The organism is Vallitalea sp., from assembly GCF_025211055.1.
Classification (GTDB): Bacteria; Bacillota; Clostridia; order Lachnospirales; family Vallitaleaceae; genus Vallitalea.
In genome coordinates this window covers 1-24,072 of sequence record NZ_JAOARO010000018.1, presented here as the reverse complement: position 1 = coordinate 24,072, position 24,072 = coordinate 1, and the positions used below count along the sequence as shown (strand labels likewise).

20 protein-coding genes are annotated in these 24,072 nt (G+C 30.4%); 15 read left to right on the top strand and 5 right to left on the bottom strand.

Features of this window, described 5'->3' with window-relative positions; genetic code table 11:
* Positions 1 to 2: 2 nt before the first annotated feature.
* The 4 genes from N4A55_RS02305 to N4A55_RS02290 all read left to right on the top strand — a co-directional run bounded on the left by N4A55_RS02305 (position 3) and on the right by N4A55_RS02290 (position 4,577).
* A complete protein-coding gene (locus N4A55_RS02305; protein WP_293753825.1) occupies positions 3 to 2,681 on the top strand; it encodes an FAD-dependent oxidoreductase in 2,679 nt (892 codons plus the stop codon).
* A 28-nt stretch (positions 2,682 to 2,709) separates the two neighbouring features.
* Complete coding sequence (locus N4A55_RS02300; RefSeq protein WP_293753824.1) at positions 2,710 to 3,051, top strand: hydrogenase maturation nickel metallochaperone HypA/HybF; 342 nt, start codon at positions 2,710 to 2,712, stop codon at positions 3,049 to 3,051.
* Positions 3,052 to 3,102: 51 nt separating this feature from the next.
* Entirely contained in the window at positions 3,103 to 3,693 is a 591-nt protein-coding gene (locus N4A55_RS02295) for a class I SAM-dependent methyltransferase (protein ID WP_293753823.1), read from the top strand.
* A 62-nt stretch (positions 3,694 to 3,755) separates the two neighbouring features.
* Positions 3,756 to 4,577 carry a MerR family transcriptional regulator gene (locus N4A55_RS02290; protein ID WP_293753821.1) on the top strand — a complete coding sequence of 274 codons (822 nt, stop codon included), beginning with the start codon at positions 3,756 to 3,758 and terminating at the stop codon, positions 4,575 to 4,577.
* A 66-nt stretch (positions 4,578 to 4,643) separates the two neighbouring features.
* On the opposite strand, the gene N4A55_RS02285 is transcribed toward N4A55_RS02290, so the two are convergent.
* A complete protein-coding gene (locus tag N4A55_RS02285) occupies positions 4,644 to 6,641 on the bottom strand; it encodes a methyl-accepting chemotaxis protein (protein WP_293753820.1) in 1,998 nt (665 codons plus the stop codon).
* Between the two features lie 310 nt (positions 6,642 to 6,951).
* On the opposite strand from N4A55_RS02285, the gene N4A55_RS02280 reads away from it, so the two are divergent.
* Together N4A55_RS02280 and N4A55_RS02275 are read left to right on the top strand one after the other, a co-directional pair.
* Complete coding sequence (locus tag N4A55_RS02280; RefSeq protein ID WP_293753818.1) at positions 6,952 to 7,671, top strand: DUF554 domain-containing protein; 720 nt, start codon at positions 6,952 to 6,954, stop codon at positions 7,669 to 7,671.
* A gap of 214 nt (positions 7,672 to 7,885) precedes the next feature.
* Entirely contained in the window at positions 7,886 to 9,667 is a 1,782-nt protein-coding gene (locus N4A55_RS02275) for an S-layer homology domain-containing protein (protein WP_293753817.1), read from the top strand.
* A gap of 229 nt (positions 9,668 to 9,896) precedes the next feature.
* Here N4A55_RS02275 and N4A55_RS02270 read toward each other — a convergent pair whose 3' ends face one another.
* Entirely contained in the window at positions 9,897 to 13,358 is a 3,462-nt protein-coding gene (locus tag N4A55_RS02270) for a hypothetical protein (RefSeq protein WP_293753815.1), read from the bottom strand.
* Positions 13,355 to 15,805, bottom strand: coding sequence for an efflux RND transporter permease subunit (locus N4A55_RS02265; protein ID WP_293753814.1), 2,451 nt, complete (start codon positions 15,803 to 15,805; stop codon positions 13,355 to 13,357). Before N4A55_RS02265 ends, N4A55_RS02270 begins: the two co-directional genes overlap by 4 nt.
* Positions 15,806 to 15,853: 48 nt before the next feature.
* Between N4A55_RS02265 and N4A55_RS17000 the strand changes: the two genes are divergently transcribed.
* The 3 genes from N4A55_RS17000 to N4A55_RS02255 all read left to right on the top strand — a co-directional run bounded on the left by N4A55_RS17000 (position 15,854) and on the right by N4A55_RS02255 (position 18,075).
* Positions 15,854 to 15,994: a GNAT family N-acetyltransferase gene (locus tag N4A55_RS17000; RefSeq protein WP_443083807.1), complete on the top strand. Its 141-nt coding sequence runs from the start codon at positions 15,854 to 15,856 to the stop codon at positions 15,992 to 15,994.
* A 344-nt stretch (positions 15,995 to 16,338) separates the two neighbouring features.
* Complete coding sequence (locus N4A55_RS02260) at positions 16,339 to 17,073, top strand: GGDEF domain-containing protein (RefSeq protein ID WP_293753812.1); 735 nt, start codon at positions 16,339 to 16,341, stop codon at positions 17,071 to 17,073.
* A gap of 144 nt (positions 17,074 to 17,217) precedes the next feature.
* On the top strand, positions 17,218 to 18,075 hold the full coding sequence (locus tag N4A55_RS02255; protein ID WP_293753811.1) for a DMT family transporter: 858 nt from the start codon (positions 17,218 to 17,220) through the stop codon (positions 18,073 to 18,075).
* Between the two features lie 86 nt (positions 18,076 to 18,161).
* Here the strand turns inward: N4A55_RS02255 and N4A55_RS02250 are convergent, their stop codons facing one another.
* The gene (locus tag N4A55_RS02250) at positions 18,162 to 18,539 is read right to left on the bottom strand and encodes a metal-dependent transcriptional regulator (RefSeq protein ID WP_293753810.1); all 378 of its coding nucleotides are present in this window, start codon (positions 18,537 to 18,539) and stop codon (positions 18,162 to 18,164) included.
* Positions 18,540 to 18,983: 444 nt separating this feature from the next.
* Between N4A55_RS02250 and N4A55_RS02245 the strand changes: the two genes are divergently transcribed.
* The 5 genes from N4A55_RS02245 to N4A55_RS02225 all read left to right on the top strand — a co-directional run bounded on the left by N4A55_RS02245 (position 18,984) and on the right by N4A55_RS02225 (position 22,127).
* On the top strand, positions 18,984 to 19,235 hold the full coding sequence (locus N4A55_RS02245) for an acyl carrier protein (protein WP_293753809.1): 252 nt from the start codon (positions 18,984 to 18,986) through the stop codon (positions 19,233 to 19,235).
* Positions 19,236 to 19,614: 379 nt separating this feature from the next.
* Positions 19,615 to 20,271: a phage head-tail adapter protein gene (locus tag N4A55_RS02240; RefSeq protein ID WP_293753808.1), complete on the top strand. Its 657-nt coding sequence runs from the start codon at positions 19,615 to 19,617 to the stop codon at positions 20,269 to 20,271.
* Between the two features lie 88 nt (positions 20,272 to 20,359).
* The gene (locus N4A55_RS02235; protein ID WP_293753806.1) at positions 20,360 to 20,938 is read left to right on the top strand and encodes a TetR/AcrR family transcriptional regulator; all 579 of its coding nucleotides are present in this window, start codon (positions 20,360 to 20,362) and stop codon (positions 20,936 to 20,938) included.
* A 42-nt stretch (positions 20,939 to 20,980) separates the two neighbouring features.
* On the top strand, positions 20,981 to 21,703 hold the full coding sequence (locus N4A55_RS02230; protein WP_293753805.1) for a putative ABC transporter permease: 723 nt from the start codon (positions 20,981 to 20,983) through the stop codon (positions 21,701 to 21,703).
* Entirely contained in the window at positions 21,654 to 22,127 is a 474-nt protein-coding gene (locus N4A55_RS02225) for an HD domain-containing protein (protein WP_293753804.1), read from the top strand. The genes N4A55_RS02230 and N4A55_RS02225 overlap by 50 nt, the downstream gene beginning before the upstream one ends.
* A 4-nt stretch (positions 22,128 to 22,131) precedes the next feature.
* On the opposite strand, the gene N4A55_RS02220 is transcribed toward N4A55_RS02225, so the two are convergent.
* Positions 22,132 to 23,142: an SPL family radical SAM protein gene (locus tag N4A55_RS02220; RefSeq protein ID WP_293753802.1), complete on the bottom strand. Its 1,011-nt coding sequence runs from the start codon at positions 23,140 to 23,142 to the stop codon at positions 22,132 to 22,134.
* A 240-nt stretch (positions 23,143 to 23,382) separates the two neighbouring features.
* Here N4A55_RS02220 and N4A55_RS02215 point away from each other — a divergent pair.
* The coding region (locus N4A55_RS02215) for an RluA family pseudouridine synthase (protein ID WP_293753801.1) at positions 23,383 to 24,072 on the top strand (690 nt) is incomplete at its 3' end.

Genomic DNA, 24,072 nt, shown 5'->3' with positions numbered 1-24,072 from the left:
GCATGGTTAACGAAAAGGTATTGGATCTTGCTAATAAGATAAGCAGAACAAAAAAAGGTTCTAAGATGGAAATAAAACCTGAATATCCAGAATATAAGATTTTAGAACCTGTTGTAACAGAAGAAATGGCAGAAGTAGCACTTTGTCTTGAACTAAGAAAACCACAGAGTGCAGAAGAAATTGCTCCCAAGTGTGGTAAATCTGTAGAAAAAACAGCAAAGCTATTATGGGAAATAGCAGTTGCAGGAGTGGCTTTTGTTAATAAGATTGACGGTGTTGATAAATATTGGCATGAAGTTTGGGTTCCAGGTCATATGGAAATGATGGTTAATAACAGAGAGAATGTAAAAAAATATCCACAGATAGCCATAGCCTTTGATGAATACGGAAAAAGAAAAGGTCCAATGGGAGTAGGCGTTTTTTCACCAGGAACAGGTCCTATGCGTGTAATTCCTATTGAAAGTGCAATAGATGGGGAGACTAGAAAAGCATCTTATGAAGAAGTATCTAAATATCTTAATGATAACACTATATTTTCTGTTTCAGATTGTGCCTGTCGTACAACAAGAGAGGTTATGGGAGAAGGCTGTGGCCATCTAAAAGAAGATATGTGTATTCAGATGGGTCATGCTGCAGAATACTATATTCGAACTGGCAGAGGACGTGAGATTACAAGAGAAGAAGCATTTGAAATCATTAAAAAAGCAGAGGAAAATGGATTAGTACATAGTATACCCAATCTAGATGGTTCTGGAAAAACTCATGCTATTTGTAACTGCTGTGGTTGTTCGTGTTTTTCAATGAGAATAGCAGAAATGTATGTGAACCCTGATATGGTACGTTCCAATTATGTCTCACATGTTGATCCAGAAAAGTGTGTTGGCTGTGGTGAATGTGTAGAGGTGTGTCCAGTAAATGCATTAAAATTAGGACAGAAAATATGTGCAAAGACTCCAATCCAAGAAGAGAAGAGAAAGGATTTTCCACATAATACTGAGTGGGGACCAGATAAATGGAATCCAGATTATCGTATAAATAGAAAAAATGTTGTTGATACAGGTACTAGCCCTTGTAAAACAGAATGTCCAGCCCATATCTCTGTTCAGGGTTATATCAAATTAGCATCTCAAGGTAGGTACAAAGAAGCTCTTGAACTTATTAAGCATGAGAATCCATTTCCAGCAGTATGTGGTCGTGTCTGTCCCAGGAAATGTGAATCAGCATGTACAAGAGGAGATATTGATGACCCAGTTGCTATAGATGAGATTAAAAAATTCATTGCTGAACAAGATTTAACAGAAGAAAACAGATATGTACCAGAATTATGCCATGAATATGGGAATAAAATTGCTATTATAGGTGCTGGACCTTCAGGTCTTTCATGTGCTTATTACCTAGCTCTAGATGGTTATAAAGTAACTGTATTCGAGAAACAAAAAGTTCTTGGTGGTATGTTGACACTTGGAATACCAGCTTTCAGACTTGAAAAAGATGTAATTAATGCAGAAATAGATATTTTAAAGCAATTAGGAGTTCAGTTCAAGACAGGTGTTGAAGTGGGAAAAGATATCAGTTTGAAAGAACTGAGAACTCAGGGCTATGAGGCGTTCTATCTAGCTATTGGTGCACAAGCAGGTAGAAAACTTGGATTAGAAGGAGAAGATTCAGAAGGAGTTATAACAGGTGTTGATTTCTTGAGAGAGGTAAATTTGGGTAATGATATGAAACTTGATGGAAATGTAGTTGTTATAGGTGGCGGAAATGTTGCTATTGATGTAGCAAGAACTGCTACAAGAGTTGGTTCACCAAAAGTTGAGATGTTCTGTCTTGAAAATCAAAAAGAAATGCCAGCTCTACCAGAAGAAATAGAAGAAGCATTATCAGAGGATATAACAATCAATAACTCTTGGGGACCAAAACGAATTATAGAGGAAGATGGACGTGTTGTAGGAATAGAATTTAAAAAATGTCTTTCGGTTTTTGACGAAAATGGAAGATTCAATCCTACTTATGATGAAAATGAAACCAAAGTAGTTAAAACAAATCATGTATTAATATCAGTAGGTCAAAGTATGGATTGGGGAGATATATTAGAAAGTAGTAAAATAGAATTAAATAGAAATAATACAATAAAAGTAGATTCATTTACTTTGCAGACAGGAGAACCAGATATATTCGCTGGTGGAGATGCTATGACTGGGCCTAAGTTTGCTATTGACGCTATTGCTTTGGGCAAACAAGGAGCAATATCAATACATCGTTATGTTCAACCAGGACAGAGCTTGGTTCTTGGTCGTGACAGAAGAGATTTTCATGCACTTGATAAAGAGAATCTAACACTTGATGGATATGATCGTATGCCTAGACAAAGACCACTACATGTAGATGGTAAGGAATCAAAGAAAACATTCAAAGATTTACGTACTACATTTACAGAAGAGCAGATCAAAAAGGAAACAGAACGTTGTCTTGGTTGTGGTGCTACTACTGTAGATGAATTCATGTGTCTAGGTTGCGGCGGATGTACAACTAAATGTAAATTCGATGCCATCTCACTTGTAAGAAAATATGATAAAGAGAGTGTAGAGTTAGAAAAACTTAAACCAATAGTTGTCAAAAATATGATTAAACGTAAAGGTAGAATCGCAGTTAAAAAGGTAACAAAAGTTTTTAAAGGTTAAAAGTAGCAAATAAGGTTAGGTGAGTAAATTGCATGAATTAGGAGTTGTAATTGAAGTTGTCAAAACGGTACAAAATATTGCCCAGGAAAATAAATTGACTAAAATAGATTCATTAGTTTTGCAGATTGGAGAATTATCTTCAATGATTCCAAGATATATCAAGGAATGTTATCCTGCCGCAGTTGACGGTACCTTATTACAGGATACCAAATTGAAAATTGAGATTATACCAGGTAACGCTCTTTGCAAAAACTGCAATAAGGTTTTCAATCTCTTAGAAAATAAAGGAAAATGTCCTCATTGTGGGCTAAAAGACTGGGAGTTGTTAAGCGGAAAAGAATTTATGATTAAGGAGATTGTCGCTTGTTAGAATCTCATGCGAGAATAGTGATCTAACAAAAAATACTGTAGGAGAGTTTATATGAAATTAAAAAAAGATTTTTTTAATAGCGTAGCAGACTCGTGGGATGAAATGTGCAACCATGATATGAAGAAAGTAGAATACATTCTGGACTTGGTAGATATACAAGCTGGAAGCAGAATTCTGGATGTGGGTACTGGAACAGGGGTTTTGATTCCAAGTTTGTACAAAAGAGTTACTAGTTCAGGTAAAATCAAAGCTATTGATATGGCTGAAAGTATGATAGAAGTAGCTAAGAAGAAAAATAGTTACGAAAATGTATTCTTTGAATGCAATGATATACTAAAAAACAAAGGTGAAGAAGCATACTATGATTATATCATCTGTTATTCCATGTTTCCTCATTTTCACTGCAAAGAAGAAGCAGTAGAAAAGCTTTCAAAGAAATTAAAGAAAGGAGGAAAACTTACTATCTGCCATTCTCAAAGTAGAAAAGCTATTAACAATCTTCATAAAAGAGTTGATAATACGGTTAAAAAAGATAATCTACCTAATATGAAAATTTTAAAAGAATATTTTTCAGAATCGGGTTTGGAAGTAGTGGAGCAAGTCGATAATAAGGATATGTTTGTAGTAATAGGAATTAGATAATTAAGGTTGTAAAAAGTATAAGATATTAATATAGAAATAAAAATAGTAATTTTGGTGATATTATGAATACAAAATTTTCAATTGGAGAAATGGCAAAACTACATAACATATCAATAAAAGCCTTAAGATACTATGATGAAATAGGTCTATTCAAACCTATTGAAGTTAACAAAGATAGTGGATACAGGTATTATTCACATGAACAATTTGAGCAATTGAATACAATAAAATATTTGAAATACTTAGGAGTACCTTTAAAAGATATAAAGAATTACTTGGAAATCAGAGATATTGACTATTACTTAGAAATGCTACATAAAGAAAAAGATATTGTTACTGAAAAAATAAAAGTTCTAGAAAAGATAACTAAAAGACTAAATAATCAAATCCAGGAAATTAATCAGGTAAAAACGATAAATAATATAGGTATTGTTCATATTAAAGATATTCCAGAACGAAAAATAATTAGTTTAAAAGAAGAAATCAATTCTAATCTTGAACTAGAACTTTCATTACGAAAATTAGAAAACTTAACTAAGAAAAGATTACCTATTGTAATTGGACGAGTAGGGGTTACTCTTAGTATGGATAATGTTAATAATCATAATTATGGAAACTATAATTCTGTTTTTATTCTTCTTGAAGAAGATGTGGAGAGTGATATGATAGCAACTCTAAAATATGGGAAATATGCAAGTATATATTATAGAGGTTGTGACCACAAAGAATCACCAAAATACTATAAAATGATACATGAATATCTTAAAATCAATAGTTATAAAATTAGTGGAGACAGCATTGAACGAGTAATAATCAATGAATATAAATCAAATAATACACATGATTATCTTACTGAGATTCAAGTTCCTGTAGTACATTTATAAATAATACTCATTAAAATAAAGGTGGTTAAGTAAAATAAATAACCACCTTTATAATTAGAAAATAGTTTATAGCTTAAACTTACTTATAACGTTTTGTAGATCAGTTGCCATATTAGCTAATGATTCACTAGCATTAGCTATTTCTTCAATAGCTGATGTTTGTTCCTCTGTAGAGGCTGATGCTTGTTGAGTACCTGCTGCATTTTCCTCAGCTATAGCAGCTAGATTTTGAACAATGCCAAGTAGTTCATCTTTTTTTGCATCTATATCCTTACTCATATCTTTTAGTTCATTTGTTGTTTCTCCATTTAATTTTACTGAATCAGAAATTTCATTATACTTATTTTCCGCAAACTTTATGTATTCTACTTGATCTTTTATAATATCAACAACTTGATTTATAATTTTTACTGATACTTCCGAGTTTTTTTGTAATTCATTTACGGCATCATCAATAACTTTGGTTGAATTAGCTGATTGTTCTGCCAGATTTCTTATCTCATCTGCGACAACGGCAAATCCCTTACCTGCTTCCCCAGCTCTTGCTGCTTCAATTGCAGCATTTAAGGCAAGTAGATTAGTCTGTTCTGCTATCAATGAAATCACTTGACTTGCTTCACTGATGTTGGCTACACTCTCACTAGTTTTTATTATCCCATCATAGACTTCTTTAGCTCCCTTACCACTATTATTCGCTTTTTCCGTTAAAGTATGTATAGTTTCCAAACCTTCTTTTGTTAAGTCAATAACTTGATTAGATATATTGTATGACTTATCAATCGTTTTGAGGTTCTGTTCTATAAGGTTATTTAATTCTGATAATTTAGTGGTACCATCTTCAGTTTCTTGTGCTTGTGATGAGGCACCGTTTGCAATTTCTTCAATAGTTTCAGCCATCTCTTGGGAAGTTATAGCAGCTTGTTGTGAAGTTGCTGTCAATTCTTCTGACGATGATGTTACCTGTTGAGAAGTATCTATTATATTAATTACTAGAAGTTTTAGGTTTTCATTAATATTTTTAAAAGATTTCCCGAGTAATCCGATTTCATCTTTTCTGTTTAAAAACTGTTGTGGAACATCTTTTGTTAAAATCCCTTTGGCTATTAATTCAGCATGTTCAGAGGCTTTTATTATTGGTGTAGCTATCATATGTCCTGTTCTTAATATTAATAAAGTTATAATAGCAAGAATGATTGTGGAAATAATTAATAAGGTAACTTTCAAAGAAGATAAACCAGACAACATTTCAGAATCTAATGCAGTAACTGAAATACTCCAGTCTGAATTATTGATAGGGGCATATCCCATTATTTTATGGTCGCCATAGTAATAGTATTTACTGCTGCCAATTTCTTTGTTCATCATTTTCTTCGTAATTTCTGATAATTGATAATGGTTTTTATTGTTAAGAGATTCTTGATATAAATTTGTTCTATTAGTAACCAATTCAATATTTTTATGTCCTACAATAATACCTTCAGAATTTACTACAAACGTATACCCCGATTCTCCTAGTGTAATGTCACTTACTAATTTACTTAGACTGTTCCCATCACGAATAGCTACTAAACTGCCTGTAATTTCATTATTATACTTTATTGGAGTGGCATAAGCTATAACTAAAGAATTAGAACCCACTTCACAAATTAAAATATCTGATATACATGATTCACCTTTTAGAGACTTTTTGATATACTCTTTATCGGATAAATTAATATTATCTCCATTAGTTGAATAACCGTTTCCAGTTTTATCTACAATATACATTTTAAGATGATCACTTCTTGAAACTTCAACTTTCAGGACAGTTAATTTATCTTTCATTGAATGATCTGGGTTGGAAATAATATCATTATTTGCAACAGTTTCAAGATTGATAATTTGTCCAGTAATTCTACTTTCAATAGTTTTAGCTGATTGAACTGCAATTAATTCTAAATCTTCTTTTTTACTGTTAATCAATGAATTTGATGATAGGATATAGGAAATTATTCCAAGAGATCCTACTGCAATAATAAAAATGATGCTGAATACTAGAATAAGATTTGACTTTATACTTTTCATTGCTACACCTCCAACTATATTATGTATTTTGAGTATAACAAAATCTACATAATTCGTCAATAAAATGGATGTTTTGCGAAAATTAAAAATATATATATTATTACTAAATATTATATTTAAAATATTATAAATATAGTATTAAAAGCATTTCTTTTATATAAGATATTATGATATATATTAAAAAATTAATATAATGATATATAATTTTCTTATTGAGATTCAAACTCCTGCTAACTATATATTGACTCTCCCCTTACTGGATGCTTTTTAATATAGGTATGAGATTAATTTTACTTATCAGGAGGTTATTATGTTAGGGACAATAGTCAATACAAGTGCAATAATTATGGGAAGTTCTGTTGGTGCTATCTTCAAAAAAGGTATCAAAGAAAAACAGAAAGCAATATTATATCAAGCAATGGGGCTTGTAGCCATTTCATTGGGAATTACATGGATAGTTACTAATCTTAGCAAAAATAATCAACCACTTTTATTTATTGTAAGTATGGTGATTGGTGGGCTAATAGGAGAAGCTATTGATATTGAAGAGAAGGTTAACAGGTTAGGTAAGAGAATTAGTGGAAACAATGATAAAAAACTTATTGAAGGATTAACAACTGCTGTACTTCTTTTTTGTGTTGGTACATTATCTATATTAGGACCTATAGAAAGTGCATTAAAAGGTGATAATACTTTGCTTTTTACAAATGCAATGTTAGATGGAATTACATCTATGATACTGGCAACAACCTTTGGGATTGGGATCATGCTATCAGGAGTCATATTATTTATATGGCAGGGGACTATATTTTTGTTAGCTCAGTTTATAGGACCATATGCTACACCAGTAATACTTAATCAAATATCTATTATAGGAGGGATACTTATCTTTAGTACAGGGATCAATATACTGGAAATAAAGAAAATAAAAACTATAAATCTCATACCAGCTCTTTTTATACCTGTAATTTACAATATACCATTTATTAATAAATTTATTGTTGAAGTATTGAGCTATTTCGCACATTAACTTTTTTATTCTAAAGAGATGAATTCAATATGCTAGTAAAAGGCAATGTAACAAACACAATCTGAAGTAGTGGTTATAAATGTTTACAACTTTATCCAATTATGATAAAATAAACATATTACAAATGTAATATGTTGGTAAAATATATAATAAACTTATGTGTGAAAGATATTTAGTAAATTGTATAGTATTAAAACCTACAAGGAGGAATAATATGTTCAAGAAAAATCACAAGATAATTATACTTATGCTAGTAGTAATGGCATTAAGTATAACAAGTTTTGCAGGGGGATGGGATGTATCATCAGCAAGTTCATGGGCACAACCTGAGATCGAAGAGGCTTATTACTATGACCTTATGCCTTATAAACTTATGTCAAGTAATTTGAAAGATAAAATTACACGTGCAGAATTCGCATCACTTGTTGTAAAAATGTATGAAACAATAACAGGTGAAGTGGTTAAACAGGCACCAATAGACACTTTTGATGATACAGATGATATTGACGTGTTAAAAGCTAATGCACTAGGGATAATGTTAGGTTCAAACAAACAGGCTAAACCGAATGAATTAGTAACAAGACAGCAGATGGCTGTTATGTATTATAGGACTCTTAGTGAAGTATATAATTTTTTTGGAGAAGAAATGAAAAGCACTGATGAAGTCTTAACAATTAATGATAAGAATTTAATAGCTAACTGGGCTTTAAAAGCTGTAGATTATATTAATGAAAATAATATAATGAAAGGTAGCAATGGTAGCTTTAACCCAACAGATAATGCACCAATAGAACAAGCGGTTATCGTTATTAAAAGAATCTACTCAGATGAAAAAGATCTGAAAGAAGGCACAAGAAATATTGATTTATCCAAAGGATATACCTATAAAGCAGATGCATATGGGGAAAACTTTACAATTACATATAATGCTAATAATAAGACAAAGACTATAAAAGCAGGAGATAATTCAGTTCTAGGTGTCTATGCAAATGATGCAAATAATTCTAAGATTTATTATAAGGTAGTTAATAAAAACAGTAATGATGCAACAGGTACTAATTCTTACAGCTATGATGTTGCAACTAATAAATCAATTTCTTTAGATGAGTATTTTGGTTATGAGGTATCAACTATTGCTCTTATTAATAGTGGAACCTATAAAGGTAATATCTTAGTATATCCATATGAAGATACTGTAAGTGTATATACAAAAGAATTAGAATTAGTATGTACTCTTGAAGGAATGGTTACTGCTGAAAATGCAAACGTTATGATTGATAATAAACTAAATCCGCCAACAGCAACTATGGAATTTGAGAATAGACTTCTTTATGGTAATAATAAAGGAGATGCCACTTCAACTAAGTATTTTAATTTCTATGGAGAAAGTGAGTCTAAGATAATTCAACAGCAAGTATTAGGACTAAATCCTTGTTCAACTATGAATGATATAAAGACTGGTAACGGTCCAGTGTTATTAGCTTGTGATTCTAATGGAGATAATTATCAGCTTGATATTTCTATGCGTACTGTTGTTTGTAGATTTCAGGTTAAGACAACAAATACATATGCCGACTCTGCAAATGCAGGAATAGTACTTGGAGTAAGAAAGCCAGGAACTGGTAATGATCAATACTATGGGTACTATATAGGTATAGCACCTAAAAATAAAACGGTTATTATAGGAAGATCCAATAATAAATGGAATGGTTTACTATCTGCCAATATACCAGATTATATAGATCCTTATGATTGTCGTGTAAAAGTTACTGTTAAGACTAGTTACATGTTTGGAAGTTCAATGTATAACTTGACTGTAGCATTAGAAGGCGAAAAGGAAGATGCTGTTGTTATTAACAATAAGTATCTAGGTAGTACTTCAGGTTCACATACTTCATATGGAGCAAAATATATACCAGGTTTTTCAGGAGCATTTGGTATCAGATCATATAAGAGTGATGTAGAGTTTCCATACTTTGAAATAACTAGGAAATAAAAAGATTACAAAGGATTCTATTATATTCCTACTGCTTTCTATAACTGGATAGATAGGGATAGCGATGGTGAAGAAACCATTTAAACCAAGAGAGACCTATATGGTTTTAATTAATATTAGCAATTTAACATGGGGCTGTATCACAATACATTATATTTACGATTAGGAAAACTAATTGTAATATAAGATTCACTTGTGATACACCCCATTATAATTGATACACATAACTTTATTCTACAGGTCTTATTTTATATTTTTTTGACTTTGCTCTTTTTTTAATTTTTCTTTTAAAAATGAGAAGTATCATAATCAAGATAGAACCCATACCTATATATAATTTTATATCAATATTTTTTTCTACAAATGCTAACTTAAAGGTATTTAAGTTAGATTCAAAGGTTAGATAGCTACCATCTACTTTTGATTTAGCAATTTTCCATTTGTTGCCTTCTTTTTTATATAAGATAATTTTTTTCTTTGTTTTAGGCTTCTTAATTCTATAAGTGTAAGATTCATTAGATACTTTACTTAATTGTACACACCACTCTTCAATGATTTTATGAGTAGCAATCATTTTTGTAGGTGATTCTACTTGTTCTATTTTTAAAGTATCATCAAGGTCAAATGCTCCTTCTACCAACAACTTGGGATGAGGATTGTTACTATCTGATGGTAATACTTGTATCATGGGTGTATATATTGCTACCAGTTTTTTTGAAAAGGTTAAGTTGTTATAATTACATGATGGCCAGTTACTATAGTATCCTTCTTTTTTAGGTATTGCAGGGAGTTTATTATCATCAAGTGAATCTCCATATTCAAATGGTATTTCTTTAACTATTTCATCATCAACAACAAAGGTTAATTTGAATGATTGAAATGATTCTGGTAGTTCTTCATTTAGAATAAATTCACCATAAGATTGAGGAATAGCTTTTTCACCATAACTTATACTGTCTACACCTTCAATATTACCTTTAACAAAATAATTATTTAACATTTTACCACTTATGTCACCTGCTATAGCACCTGTGAATTCATTAGACTTATTAACCTTTACTAATGAAAAACAATTATAAATGTCAGTAGCATATCCAGCTATTCCGCCCACATAATCTCTACCGCTAAGCTCGCTTAGAGAGTAACATTGTCTAATTACGCTACTAGATGAACCAACTATACCTCCTGTGTAATTACCATCTAGACTTTCTATAAAACCATAATTTTCGCTTTTAATAAGTAAACCTAAATCCATTCTGCCTATTATACCGCCAGCATAATTCTTTTTTGATTGAATATTACCTTTGTTGATAGATGACATCAGTAAAGCTTTTGTCTGGTATTTGAAATTGAAAGATGTATTACCTTTATTGATGATATCATCTTCGGGGTCAAAGTCATATTCAATTGCCATTGAACCTATAATACCGCCTATATTTACATCTCCAAGGACATCACCTTCATTATAACATTCTTTTACTACACCTTTTTCCTTGATAGATTCTTCTTCTGGAGATTGGTCTGAAATATCCTCAAACAAATCTTTGTTGTCAAAAGATAAGGAATTCAATCCATCTCTTATAATATCAACAATTACCTCAAACTGTTTGTTGACAGCTCTTATATTTTTGTGAAAAGAATCAGATGATCCTTTTACTTCTTCATTAAGTATAGATAATTCTTCAGATATACTATCTATTTCATGAAATAAGGAATCACTTGTTTCAGTTACATAATCTTTTAACTTAGGTATATGTAATTTCTCATAATCATTAATCTCTTCAACTATTGATTTTATATCTGTCATAGCATTGGTACATTCTGTAGAACAATTAGTGAAATATTTCATACCTTTGGAAATATATTCCATAGATTCAGTGATAGCATCTGTTGCAAGATCTAAGTCTTCTAAGGCATATTCCATATCTATTAAGGCATCATTCATGTTAGTAGATAGATCTTTCAAATCTTTAATAGCAAAGTTAAAATATGTAAATGCTTGTCTAATAAGAGCTTGATCATCAGTATATTCTTTATAAAATACATCAAGAGCAAAAGTTATTTTGGTATTAGCACTAGAATACTTTTCTTTCATGGTTTTAAGATTAACTTGTATATCTTGACTTATTTTATCCCAATCTGTACTTAGTGGATTATCAACTTCTTTTAAAGCATCTGCTATTTTTTCGAGTGCTTTAATACCTGCCTGTGTTGCATCATCAAGGTCGCTCAAACCATTTTTGAGTTTTTTCATAGCTTTTTCCATATCATCAGAATTCTCAGTAGCTTTTTGAATGATTTTAGTTGCTGCAGTGATATTATCCAAAGCTGTATTAGCATTGTTATGCGCCAAATGTAGGTCATCAAAAGCATCAGCTACATCTTTTAAGCTATTATTGATATCTTTTGATGATTTTGCAAGTTGGTCAAAGCCTTTTCTGAATTCATCAAAACCTTTAGTTAATTCTTCAGATGCATTTACAAATGAATCAAGAATAGGCTCCAATTGGTCCATAGTATGACGTATTCTATCTATACCAGTATTAGCTACGGCTGTTGAATCATCAATATAATTAGTTGTATAATTAGCTAGGTCATGCATTTTATTAGAAGCAGATGAAGTAAGGTTATTTAGATTATCCAGTCTGCTTGAAATAGTTTGTGAAGATTTTTCGCTGTCATTAATTAATTGATTGACTTGTTTATTAAGAGTACCTAACTCATTATCAATCTGTTCTAAGGTGTCTTCTGAGAATAATAAGCGGATAGAGGGTTCTGCTTGACCGATGACACCACCTATATCTTTACGTCCTTTGACTATACCATAATTATTACAATCAGATACATAACCAGATTGTCTACCGATTATGCCACCTATATTATAACCTACATGATGATAACCTATAGCACCACGATTTTCACTTAATTCTACAATACCTTGATTATAACCAACAACTCCCCCAGTATCAGTTAAAGCATCAATATTTTCAGTTGAATTTAGTTGTTCTATATTCATGTCTTTTATATTATAAGATGCCATATCTTTGTTTTGAACTTTACCATCATTTGTTGTATTTACTTTACTGTTATTGACACATTCTGATATATAACCTACATTTTGACCAACAACTCCGCCTATGTAATGTTCTCCAATGATTAGACCATAAGACTTACAACTTGCAATTTTCCCTGATTTATCATTGTATCCAGCTATGCCTCCAATACTGGTTGAACCTTTGACAGTTCCATTAAAAGAACAATTAATGATTTGTCCTCTGTTAGTACCAACAATCCCACCTATTTCTTTCTTAGTACCGCTAGGTCTAATATTGCCCTTAACAGTAAGATTTTTAATTATACCATCTTCTTGTAGATACCTAAATAATCCTTGGTTTGAACCTGAATCATAGGCGTTTAAACCACTTATTGTATAGTTGCTTCCTTCAAAGATACCAGAGAAGCTTGATATTGGTTCAAAAGATATAGAAGATAGGTCAATATCACCTGTCAATGTAACAATAATGTTCTCGGAGAAGGTATCTAGACGACAATTCTCTGAAAGTTTTTGTAAATCTTCAGCTGTATGTATGTATATGACATTAGAAGTTGTTTCTGCTGTAGAATCATAATTAAAAATGAATAACAAAATCATTGATAATACAACAGATAGATATATTTTTAATCTATTCAATCTACAACCTCCTCTCTCATTTCCAATTCTTTATTATCAGTTGTTACGCTTCCCATTTCAACGATACCTTTTACTTCGCCTTTAATAGTACCTTTTATTTCTGCATCTACATATCCTGAGATATATCCTTGTAATCTACCATTCATTTTTAGGTTTCCTCTATGGAGTGTTATTATCCCTCTTCTTTTTAACACAAAAGCAGTTTTTTCTATTATTTTATCACCAAACAACAGTGTTTGAGGTAGAACACCCATAACTAGGATGAGAGATATTATGGTACCTCTTCCCAAGCAGGTTCCAATAGAAGATATTGCATAGTCAGAAGTTATTCTACCAATTAATATACCAGCTGAGGCTAATATGGTACCTGATGTAATGATAGTAGGAAAAGCCTGATTCAGCGATTGTATCATTGCCTTATTTATTGGCATGAATTTCTTTAATTCCATATAGCGGCTCGTTATTACTATAGCATAATCTATGGTAGCACCCATCTGTATTGATGTAACAACAAGATAACTCATGAAGAATATATTGGTATCTTGAATTACTGGGAAAGAGAAGTTGATCCAGATACTACCTTGTATTGTTAAAACTAATAGTACTGGAACACCTGCTGATTTAAAGGTAAATAATAAGATAATCATTACAAATAAACCTGATAGAATACTAATAATTAGATTATCTTTTGCAAAAAATGCACCTAAATCATTATCACTGGTAGTAGCACCGGCGAAATGTACTTCATCATAATATTTATTTGCTATAGTATGGAATTTATCTAACCAGCTAAAAGCTTCTTCACCTTCCTCGGGCATATTTAAATTCAGTAGTAACCTTGAATATTTATCACTTTCTAATTGAACCTTACCTTCATATAACTTCTCATACAAATCATTCATTTTGTCTTCTAATTCTTCATCTAAATTATAATATCCAGCTTCTTTTTGATTGTATAGGAATATGAATATATCAATTAATGGTACGCCGTATTCATCTAGCCCATTAACCAATTTGCTATATATGCCTTGTTCGATAGCATAAGCTTGATATAGTAATTTTGATATTTCTATATCTATGTCTATTAATTCAGCAAATTGTCTTGGATTCAATTTATCAGTAACATAATATCGGTCATCTACCTTAGTGTTTGCAAGTCCAATAGCAGAATCTGTTACTTTTAGTTTTTCATAATCCTTTAATAGCTTGCCCTCTAATTCATAATTACCTGCTGGTACCATAATTGCTAATAGATTATTACTTCCAAATGTTTCTTCTATCTTTTTCTTAGCAATTTGATTCTCATTTTGTTTTACCGTAGTTAAAGTACTGTAACCATATACATAATTAGTTTGATTTGATAAGTAAAGTGCACCTACTACAATAACAACAAATAGTGGGGGAATGATATATCTTGTCTTTACTACAAATTTTCCCCAATTAGTTATTGAGGGTACAAAGTTTTTATGTACAGTTTTATCCATTGAGTTACTAAATACCATTAATAGCCCTGGCATCAATGTAAAAACAATCAATAAGCTGAATAATAAAGCTTTTATCAAAACAAGACCCATATCAAAACCTAGTTTGAACTGCATGAACATCAAAGCCATTAAACCAGATATTGTTGTCAAACTACTTGACGAAATTTCAGGGATTGCTTTACTAAGAGATTTAATTGCCGCTTCTCTTGCTGGTAGATGCTCTCTTTCTTCAGTGAATCTATGGCATAATATTATTGCATAATCAATAGCTAATGCTAATTGGAGAACTACCGCAATAGAGTTAGATATAAATGAAATTTCCCCATACAAGAAATGGGTTCCCATATTAAGGATGGCAGCAATACCAAATGTAAGTACTAAAACGGGTATCTCCATATAAGTTTTTGAAGTGAACAGTAAAACACCCAAGATAATAAATATAGCAACAACTAGAACCAATTTTATTTCAGATTCTAATGAAGTTACTGAATCTTCGGTAATGGTACTAGATACATAATAATCGTAGTTATCTAAATAAGTGAGAACTTCTTTCATGGCATTTTGTGTTAATTCATCTTTATCTTCACCTTTGAATGATATTGAAAATAGTGCTGATGCCAATTTGTAATGATCTATACTTTCATCAAACTCGATACGAGAAATACCTTCTATTTTTTCCAAATCCTCTTTTATTAATAGTGCTCCGTCATATGTAATATTTGATACCATGACTTTTGCTGTACCATATGTTATAAACTCTTCTTTCATAATGGTAAGCCCCTGCCTTGTCTGAGTTGTTTCAGGTAAATATGTAGTAATATCATTATTAACATATACCCATGATTTAGAAAAAAAACAAAATATAACTAGTATTGTATATAGTAGAAAAAAGGCGTTTCTCTTATCTATAATTTGAGTTGATATTTTTTCCATAAACGATACCTTGTTTTCTTTTTCGGCCATAAACTATCCTCCTTCATATAATTGAATGTATAAAAAAGTATAAAACAATTGCCAACAATATACAATAGTCATTTTTACAAGATTTATATTATAACTTCTGAAAGAGGTATTGGACTGGCTAAGACTTTAATGGAATATCATGAGAAGAAAGCTAAAGAAATTGGATGTAGGCAGTTATTCTTGAAGTAATTAAAGGTAATGACAGAGCGATAAACTTTTATAAAAAGATGGGCTATGAAAAAGTATGTAATTTAACTTATAGAAAATGGGAGTTAAAACATAAGAACAACATAGGTATAAGCCCTTATGAACCAGATACATACTTTTTGTAATTATTTGAATATGAAGATGGAATCAATAAGTTCTAGGGCTTGTATTTTTTAGTACGAATTTATTCTGAAATTATAAATAGAGATTCTGTCTATATTAACTAGATTGTAATTTTTTAACTATTAAATTATACTAAAATAATATATAATATGAGTAAGATATGTTAGACATTATATAATATACTAACAGATGAGGTGGCTATTATGTTTGAAAAAATAGTAAGAAAGCATTCAGTACAGATGGTAATATTTTTTATATGGTTTTTTAGTGTAGTCATATCTGGTTTATTGACTTTGCTTATTAAAAGGATAACAACAAATGAAAATTATAGAAATGCTATAACAATAGCTTGTTCAGCTGCAACTGTTGCTTCTCTATCAACTTCTGTTCCTACGTCTTTAGTGTACAAAAAGATAATAAAAATGAAAGATGAAATAATTAAATTATCTAAAATAGATGGATTGACTAAGTTGTTGAATAGAACTTCATTCATGGAATTATATGAGCAATTAGTTAAATGTTCAATTGAAAAACAAGATAGCTTAGCAGTAATTATATTCGACTTAGACCATTTTAAACGTATTAATGATTCTTATGGTCATGCTGGGGGAGATAAAGTGCTTGAAAGAGTAGGGACAATAATAAAACAGTTATTACCCGAGCAAGAACTGATTGGTAGATTTGGCGGAGAAGAATTCATAGTTGTATTACATGATGTAACAAAAGATGAATCTAGTGTTATTGGGGAGAAAATTAGAAGAGAATTAAATAGCAGTATAATATATAATGAAAAAGAAATTAATTTTGCTGTTAGTGTAGGAATTGTCCATACAAGTCATTGTAAATTGGATACTGATAGTCTAATAAAAATTGCTGATGATAATTTATATATTGCCAAAAGAAATGGAAGGAATAATATTAGTATACAATATGTTTGAAATTTTAGAGTATCATTCTTGTGTAACCTTATAGAATGGTACTTATATTTTTGGTATTTTACTTTTGTTTATTGAATAACTTTGAACCTTGTTAATAGCTAATAGATAGAGTATAATGTATCACAGAAATGTAGGAGGATAATTATGGATAACAAACCTAAAGCAGTACTATTTATGCTGATTTCTGCGGTTGCTTTTGCTCTTATGCAGACAATGGTAAAATTGGCTGGAAATATACCAACATTTGAAAAAGTTTTATTTAGAAATATGGTAAGTTTATTTGTTGCACTAAGCGTTATTTATCGTACAAAAACATCTATGTTTGGGAAAAAGGAGAATAGGAAGTATCTGTTAGGAAGATCTCTTCTAGGATTAGGAGGAGTAGTTTTTTATTTCTACGCCATAAATAATTTGATTATGGCAGATGCGGCGATGCTTAACAAGTTATCACCTTTTTTTGTAACTATTTTTGCTTGCATATTCCTAAAAGAGAAATTGAACAAGATTCAGATTCCTTCATTAATTATAGTATTTATTGGAGCAATGTTAATCATTAAGCCTGAGTTCAGCTTTGATGTGTTGCCGGCTGGAGCAGGATTACTTTCAGCGATATGTGCAGGAGCGGCATATACAATTGTAAGATCATTAAAAAATAAAGAAAACCCATCTACTATTGTGTTTTACTTTTCTTTCGTTTCTGTTATCGTGATGATTCCATTGACCATAATGAATTTTCAGATGCCTTTGGGTATACAGTGGGTGTACTTAATAGGAACAGGTATCTTTGCTGCTATGGGTCAATATGGATTGACCTTTGCTTATAAATATGCACCAGCTTCTGAAATATCTATATATAACTATACCACTATCATTTTTGCTGCACTAATGGGCTTTCTTGTATGGGGAGAATTACCAGATTGGCTTAGTTTATTAGGAAGTATATTAATTATTGTCACAGCTGTAGTTGCATTCATATACCAGAATAAACGTATTGATGAATAGATTTAGAGAGAGTTATTATGGGTTAATTAAGGAAAAATAATTTATAGATAATAATTAAAAAAATGGCTGAAAAACAAATATTGTTTTCAGTCATTTTTTAAGTAATGATTTAACATAGCTGATACGGATTCATCACTGATAACGTGTTCAATAGCACATGCATCCTTGTCAGCTATGACTGGGTCGATATCTAATATTTCTATTAAGAAACGACTGATGACATGATGTTTATGAGATGTCTGTTCAGCTATAACCTTACCTTTTTCTGTTAATACAATTTCTTTATATTTTTCATTAATTAGTAAACCTTTTTTAGTTAATGTGGTCATGGCGCTATTGGTGCTGGCTTTTGTGACACCAAGACGTTTAGCAATATCAGATACTCTTGCACTTCCATTACCTTCTTTTGATAATTCGTATATTGCCTCTAGATAATTCTCCATAGTGAAAGTTAGTTTTTCCATTAAATCTACTCCTTTGTGTTCTTATACCATTATATCAAATAAATACTATTATTAAAATATTTTATTTAATAACTATTTTTCTAACATTTATCAATGAATCTTATGGCAAAAAATTATGTATCAATACATTATTTACCATGCAAATATACAATATTGCAAACATATATCAATATTTACAGAAAAAAGCATTATTTTACACTATAAAAAATATTATGTATTATATTAAATTGCATTAATTAATTAAAAAGTAACAATAAAATAAAAATATTGAAAAATAGTATAGAATAAGGTATAATTAACTTTATTTATATGACATAAGACATAATAAACTATATTGTTAGATGATAATCTATATCTAATGGAAAAACAGTTTATTGAGGAGCTTATAAGTAAATGTGTTAATGGGATTGAAGTTACTACTATTTAGATAGGAGGAGGAGAATGATGGATAAGACTATTGAAGAAAAATTTAAAAGCAAACTTATGGAAATTTTTCAACTAGAACAAAATGCCATTGTGCTTGATAAATCACTAAGTAAACTAGGTGTAAGTTCAATATATTATATAAGGATGGTTGTTGGTATGGAAGAGCTGTTTAATATTGAATTTGATGATGAATGCTTGGATTATGAAAAATTTGAAACACTATCAGAGATATTAGAATATATCAAGAAAAAAATCAGCGAAAAGCAATAAGTATATAGTTTATATAAATCCCATATACAAAAATAAATTCAAAAAACATATTGTTAATGATAAAATAAAATGTTAAAAAATTTCTATAAGAGAAGAATTATATGTATACTGCAAAGGTAATAGAATCTCTATGAATGCTGTATTGCTAACTGCTTACTTGATATATCTAAGAAACTCAGAAGAAAGATAGTGAAATAGATTCAATGGGAAAACAGCTTATTAGTGTAATAAAGAAAGTAATAAGTGATAATAAATTGAGCATACAGTAGGTTTCATTATTAACCGATAATGAATATGAAAAGCTGGTTAACCAATTCAATAATACAGAAACCTATCCTATTGATAAAACAGTTATTGATAAAGACGGAGATGATAAATAATGAAAGAGAAAGCTGAACTATCGTTGCTTTTCAAAGAGTTCCAAGGTGCGATTAAGAAAAAAGATGAATTTGAAATAGGTATAAAGCATCTGTTAGAATTTAGAAAGGAACTGTGGGAAATATATCAATTTATTTTCGATAATGTTAATGAGGAAGAATATTTTTTGATGCCTTTGGCAAAAGATAAGACTATAGCATATTTTTTATATCATTTGACTAGGATTGAAGATATTCCTTCAAATACATTGATATTGGCTCAAGAACAGATTTTCTATAAAAATGATTATCAAAATAGGATACAATCCCCTATATCCACAACAGGTAATGAAATACCTAGAGAGCAGTTAGTGGAATTTTCGAAACAATTGAATATAGATGAATTAAAAAATTATATAACAGATGTTTTCCAAAACACTAACAAATTAATTGAAAATATGACACTGAAAGAAAGTAGAACAAAGGTTAGTGAGGAAAGAAAGGAAAAGCTCATAGCTTTGAATTGTGTATCTACTGATGAAAAAGCGTTTTGGCTTGTGGATTATTGGTGTAAGAAAAATTATAGGGGCTTACTGCTCATGCCTTTTTCAAGACATCAATTCCTGCATTTAAATGGATGCTTGAGGATATACAGGAAATTAAGAAAGATTAAGAAATAGTAGCTATTTCTAATTTGACACATCTAAGATATTAGGATATTATAATTAATATAGGACGGTCGTCCGAATTATTTAGAGAGGATTGTATATGATGAGTAGTAAAACTAATCAGTCAGAATTAATTCTTGATGCGGCGTATAAATGTGTTTCAGAAAAAGGCTATGCCAATATATCATTGAGAGACATAGCAAAAGAAGCTAATGTTGCACTTAGTCAATTACATTATTATTTTGGAAGCAAAAAGAAGTTATTGCAAGAGATAATTAAAAGAATGATTGGTAAATATACAACGGAACTTGAAAAACAGATAAAAAAAAGTCAATCAGACAAAAAGGAAATATCAAATGTATTTAACTTGATTAAAGAAGTGCTTGAAAGAAATCCTGAACTTTTTAAGATACTATTTGATTTATCAGGTTTAGCTCTTAGGTCTGATTCATTCAAACTTATGCTATCTGACCTATTTGACCATTTGTCAGGAGTTATAAAGGAATGTATTGACGAAAGCAGTTCAGTAGTAGATGAAGTCAAAGATTTTTCTTCCAGTACTTTATCAAGATTGATATTAGGAAGTGTTTTAGGTGTAGCATTTGAATATACTCTCGATTCTAATAAAAATGAAGATATACTTGACTCATTAAACGCTTTATCTGTGATTTTTCAATAAACACATAGCTTAATTATAAAGACATAAAAAGGGGTTGAAATAATGGTTACTATAAGTAGATTAATGATATATTTTAGTATATATTCTTTTTTAGGCTGGGTATGGGAAACATCTTTTGTATCAGTATGTACTGGGAAATTTGTTAATAGAGGTTTCCTAAAAGGCTTCTTCATTCCTATATATGGATTAGGAGCATTATCTGTAATTATGGTGCAAAGTATTATAGGAAATACCACAAATAATTATATATTAGATTTATTTATAGTTGTAATAGTATCCACATTGGTAGTTACAACACTAGAATTCTTGACTGGTTTCGCAATGGAAAAAATATTCAATAAAAAATGGTGGGATTATAGTAATAAACCTTTTAATCTGAAAGGATATATCTGCTTGAAGTTCTCAATAGGTTGGGGAGTATTCATTTTTGTATTCTTATTACTGTTGCATCCTAATATTTCATATTATTTATCTGGTTTTAATGAGGGTGTTATAGTAAGTATGTCAGTAATATTTACAGTATATCTTATAACAGATGTAGTATTATCAACTAAAGATGTCATATCACTTAGGGAAGCTATCAGAAAATACGCTGAAATCCCATTTGAAAAATATCGTATGAGTATTATAAAATGCAGAAGAATATTTAATGCTTTTCCTGATCTATTAAAATTAAATGCAGGAACATTAAAATTTGACGTAAGGAGTATTCTTAATGAAGGTGTTGAAAAGTTCAAGACACAAATCGTCAGTAGATTTAGATAATGTTAGTGAATATAGAGAGTGTGTTTCAGAGCTTATGAAACATCCTAATGTAAAATTAATGGAAACATTTATTCAACACTCAGATGTTACTACATTGAATCATTGTTTAAATGTTTCCTATAAGAGTTTTATTATATGCAAACGTCTAAATCTAGACTGTCGTGCTGGTGCTAGGGGAGGACTATTGCATGATTTTTATCTCTATGATTGGCATGAAACAAAACCAAAAGAAGGCAAGCATGGTTTTGTCCATCCAAGTATTGCCCTTGCTAACGCTAATAAACACTTTAAATTAAACAAACGTGAACAGGATATCATTGCTAAACATATGTTTCCCCTCACATTAAAACTACCAAGATATGCGGAATCATGGGTAGTTACATTAGTTGATAAATGGATTGCTATAAAAGAAATAATAATGTAATGACTTATACAATATAACTAATTGTGGCATTGGGGAAATAATGAGTAATCAGGTCTTTGAAATATCTAGCTGCATCTTCTCGAATATCTAGGTCATAACAGAACTTTCCACGTCCTTTTGGACACATTTTTGATCTATCAAATACATTAAGAACACCCTTTAGAGCGGCGCTGTTAATGGTATCATTAGCATATCCATAGGTCATGAATATAAGTTCAAAAAACAATTGATCCTGTAGTTTGTTATCAAGTTTTTTGGACAATGATTCTAACAATTCTCTATACATCACTTGCCAATTATCCAAAAGGATTATAGGTGCTATATTGATACCAACTCTGTATCCTGCATTAAACATTTTGTTAGCTGCATCTATTCTATCTTCAAGCTTAGAAGTGCCGATTTCCACTTTGCGTATGATATAATCTGGATTGACACTAATCCTCATCTGAGTATTTCCATTATGGTCAGCATCAAGAAGGTCATCAACCATAGCAAATTTTGTGGCAAAGGTACAAGTTGCATTATCTAGTTTGCCAAACTCTTCTATAGCCCATTTCAAGTTACCTGTAATAGTATTTTCAAGAACCATATCACTTGTTGAACCGATTTCATAGATTTTTCTTTCTCCTACTTGTTTGATTTTCCTTTTGACGGAATTAATCATTGCTTCACGATTAACGAATATGCGTAAATACGAACCCTTGAAGAAATTACATACCAGGTAGCAATATGTACACATAGCGGAGCAGCCTGAAGATGTAAAAGGAACAATGAAATCTGCAGATAGTTTATTAGGAGTTAACTGTAAACTTTTTCTGATACCTAAAACCAGATATTTTTTGAATTCAACAAATTTTTCATCAGGTGCTTTTTTAATGAATTCTACATCATGATGTTTTTCTATGGGTATCATTTCAATATTCATATTTTTATATCGTTCATAAAGGGTTTTACCTAATTCATATTCAAGGATTGTTTCTTCATAAAGTACTTTTGCTGGTATAAAATTATCCAATATATCACCTCTATAGTATTTAATATAATGATATATTTAGTATTACTATTTCAATATAAAATATTCTTAACCAATCAGCTATAAATCTAACTATGGATATTAGGCTAATAATGGATTATACTAATATATGAAAACATTTATAATGGATTAGTGTGATTCCATTACTATAACCAAGCATTAGATTAGGATTAGGTTATTTAATAAAAATTTATATAAAAAAATTATTAATAGGAGACTAAAATGGAATTAGAGATACTATATGAAGATACACATATAATTGTTGCAAAAAAACCTCCAAAAGTTCCTTCCCAAAAGGACAAGACTAGAGATAAGGATATGTTAACGTTATTGAAAGAGTATTTGATAAAAGAATATAATGTTAGAAATCCATATATTGGGTTGATTCATAGACTTGACCGTCCAGTGGGCGGCTTGATGGTGTTTGCCAAGACAAAATATGCCAATACTAGATTATCAGAAGAAATTAGAAACAAAAGATTTGAAAAACACTATTATACTGTAGTCTGTGGTAAACCTAGCCAAGATAGAGGAGAATTAAGAGATTTTCTTAAAAAGAATGGTAGAAATAACATATCTAAAGTAGTTGCTAAAGATGTAAAAGATTCCAAAGAAGCTGTTTTAGAATATGAACTAATAGAAACTATAGAAACTGAAGAAGATGGTACTTTGAGTCTATTTAAGATTAATCTCAAAACAGGAAGACATCATCAGATACGTGTTCAACTTTCTAATGTTTCCTTACCCATATGGGGAGATAATAAATACAATGATAATTTTATAAAAATGAAGAAATGGACTCAGATTGCATTATGGGCTGGATTCGTTTCATTCAAGCATCCAAAAGAGAATAAGATCTGTAGATTTGAACTAAAACCAAGTAATGAGTATTATCCTTTTAACATGTTTGTT

Coding starts and splice junctions, on each gene's coding strand:
- N4A55_RS02305 (WP_293753825.1), top strand. CDS start 3: ATGGTTAACGAAAAGGTATTGGATCTTGCTAATAAGATAAGCAGAACA.
- N4A55_RS02295 (WP_293753823.1), top strand. CDS start 3,103: ATGAAATTAAAAAAAGATTTTTTTAATAGCGTAGCAGACTCGTGGGAT.
- N4A55_RS02290 (WP_293753821.1), top strand. CDS start 3,756: ATGAATACAAAATTTTCAATTGGAGAAATGGCAAAACTACATAACATA.
- N4A55_RS02285 (WP_293753820.1), bottom strand. CDS start 6,641: ATGAAAAGTATAAAGTCAAATCTTATTCTAGTATTCAGCATCATTTTT.
- N4A55_RS02280 (WP_293753818.1), top strand. CDS start 6,952: ATGTTAGGGACAATAGTCAATACAAGTGCAATAATTATGGGAAGTTCT.
- N4A55_RS02275 (WP_293753817.1), top strand. CDS start 7,886: ATGTTCAAGAAAAATCACAAGATAATTATACTTATGCTAGTAGTAATG.
- N4A55_RS02265 (WP_293753814.1), bottom strand. CDS start 15,805: ATGGCCGAAAAAGAAAACAAGGTATCGTTTATGGAAAAAATATCAACT.
- N4A55_RS02260 (WP_293753812.1), top strand. CDS start 16,339: ATGTTTGAAAAAATAGTAAGAAAGCATTCAGTACAGATGGTAATATTT.
- N4A55_RS02255 (WP_293753811.1), top strand. CDS start 17,218: ATGGATAACAAACCTAAAGCAGTACTATTTATGCTGATTTCTGCGGTT.
- N4A55_RS02250 (WP_293753810.1), bottom strand. CDS start 18,539: ATGGAAAAACTAACTTTCACTATGGAGAATTATCTAGAGGCAATATAC.
- N4A55_RS02245 (WP_293753809.1), top strand. CDS start 18,984: ATGGATAAGACTATTGAAGAAAAATTTAAAAGCAAACTTATGGAAATT.
- N4A55_RS02240 (WP_293753808.1), top strand. CDS start 19,615: ATGAAAGAGAAAGCTGAACTATCGTTGCTTTTCAAAGAGTTCCAAGGT.
- N4A55_RS02235 (WP_293753806.1), top strand. CDS start 20,360: ATGATGAGTAGTAAAACTAATCAGTCAGAATTAATTCTTGATGCGGCG.
- N4A55_RS02230 (WP_293753805.1), top strand. CDS start 20,981: ATGGTTACTATAAGTAGATTAATGATATATTTTAGTATATATTCTTTT.
- N4A55_RS02225 (WP_293753804.1), top strand. CDS start 21,654: ATGAAGGTGTTGAAAAGTTCAAGACACAAATCGTCAGTAGATTTAGAT.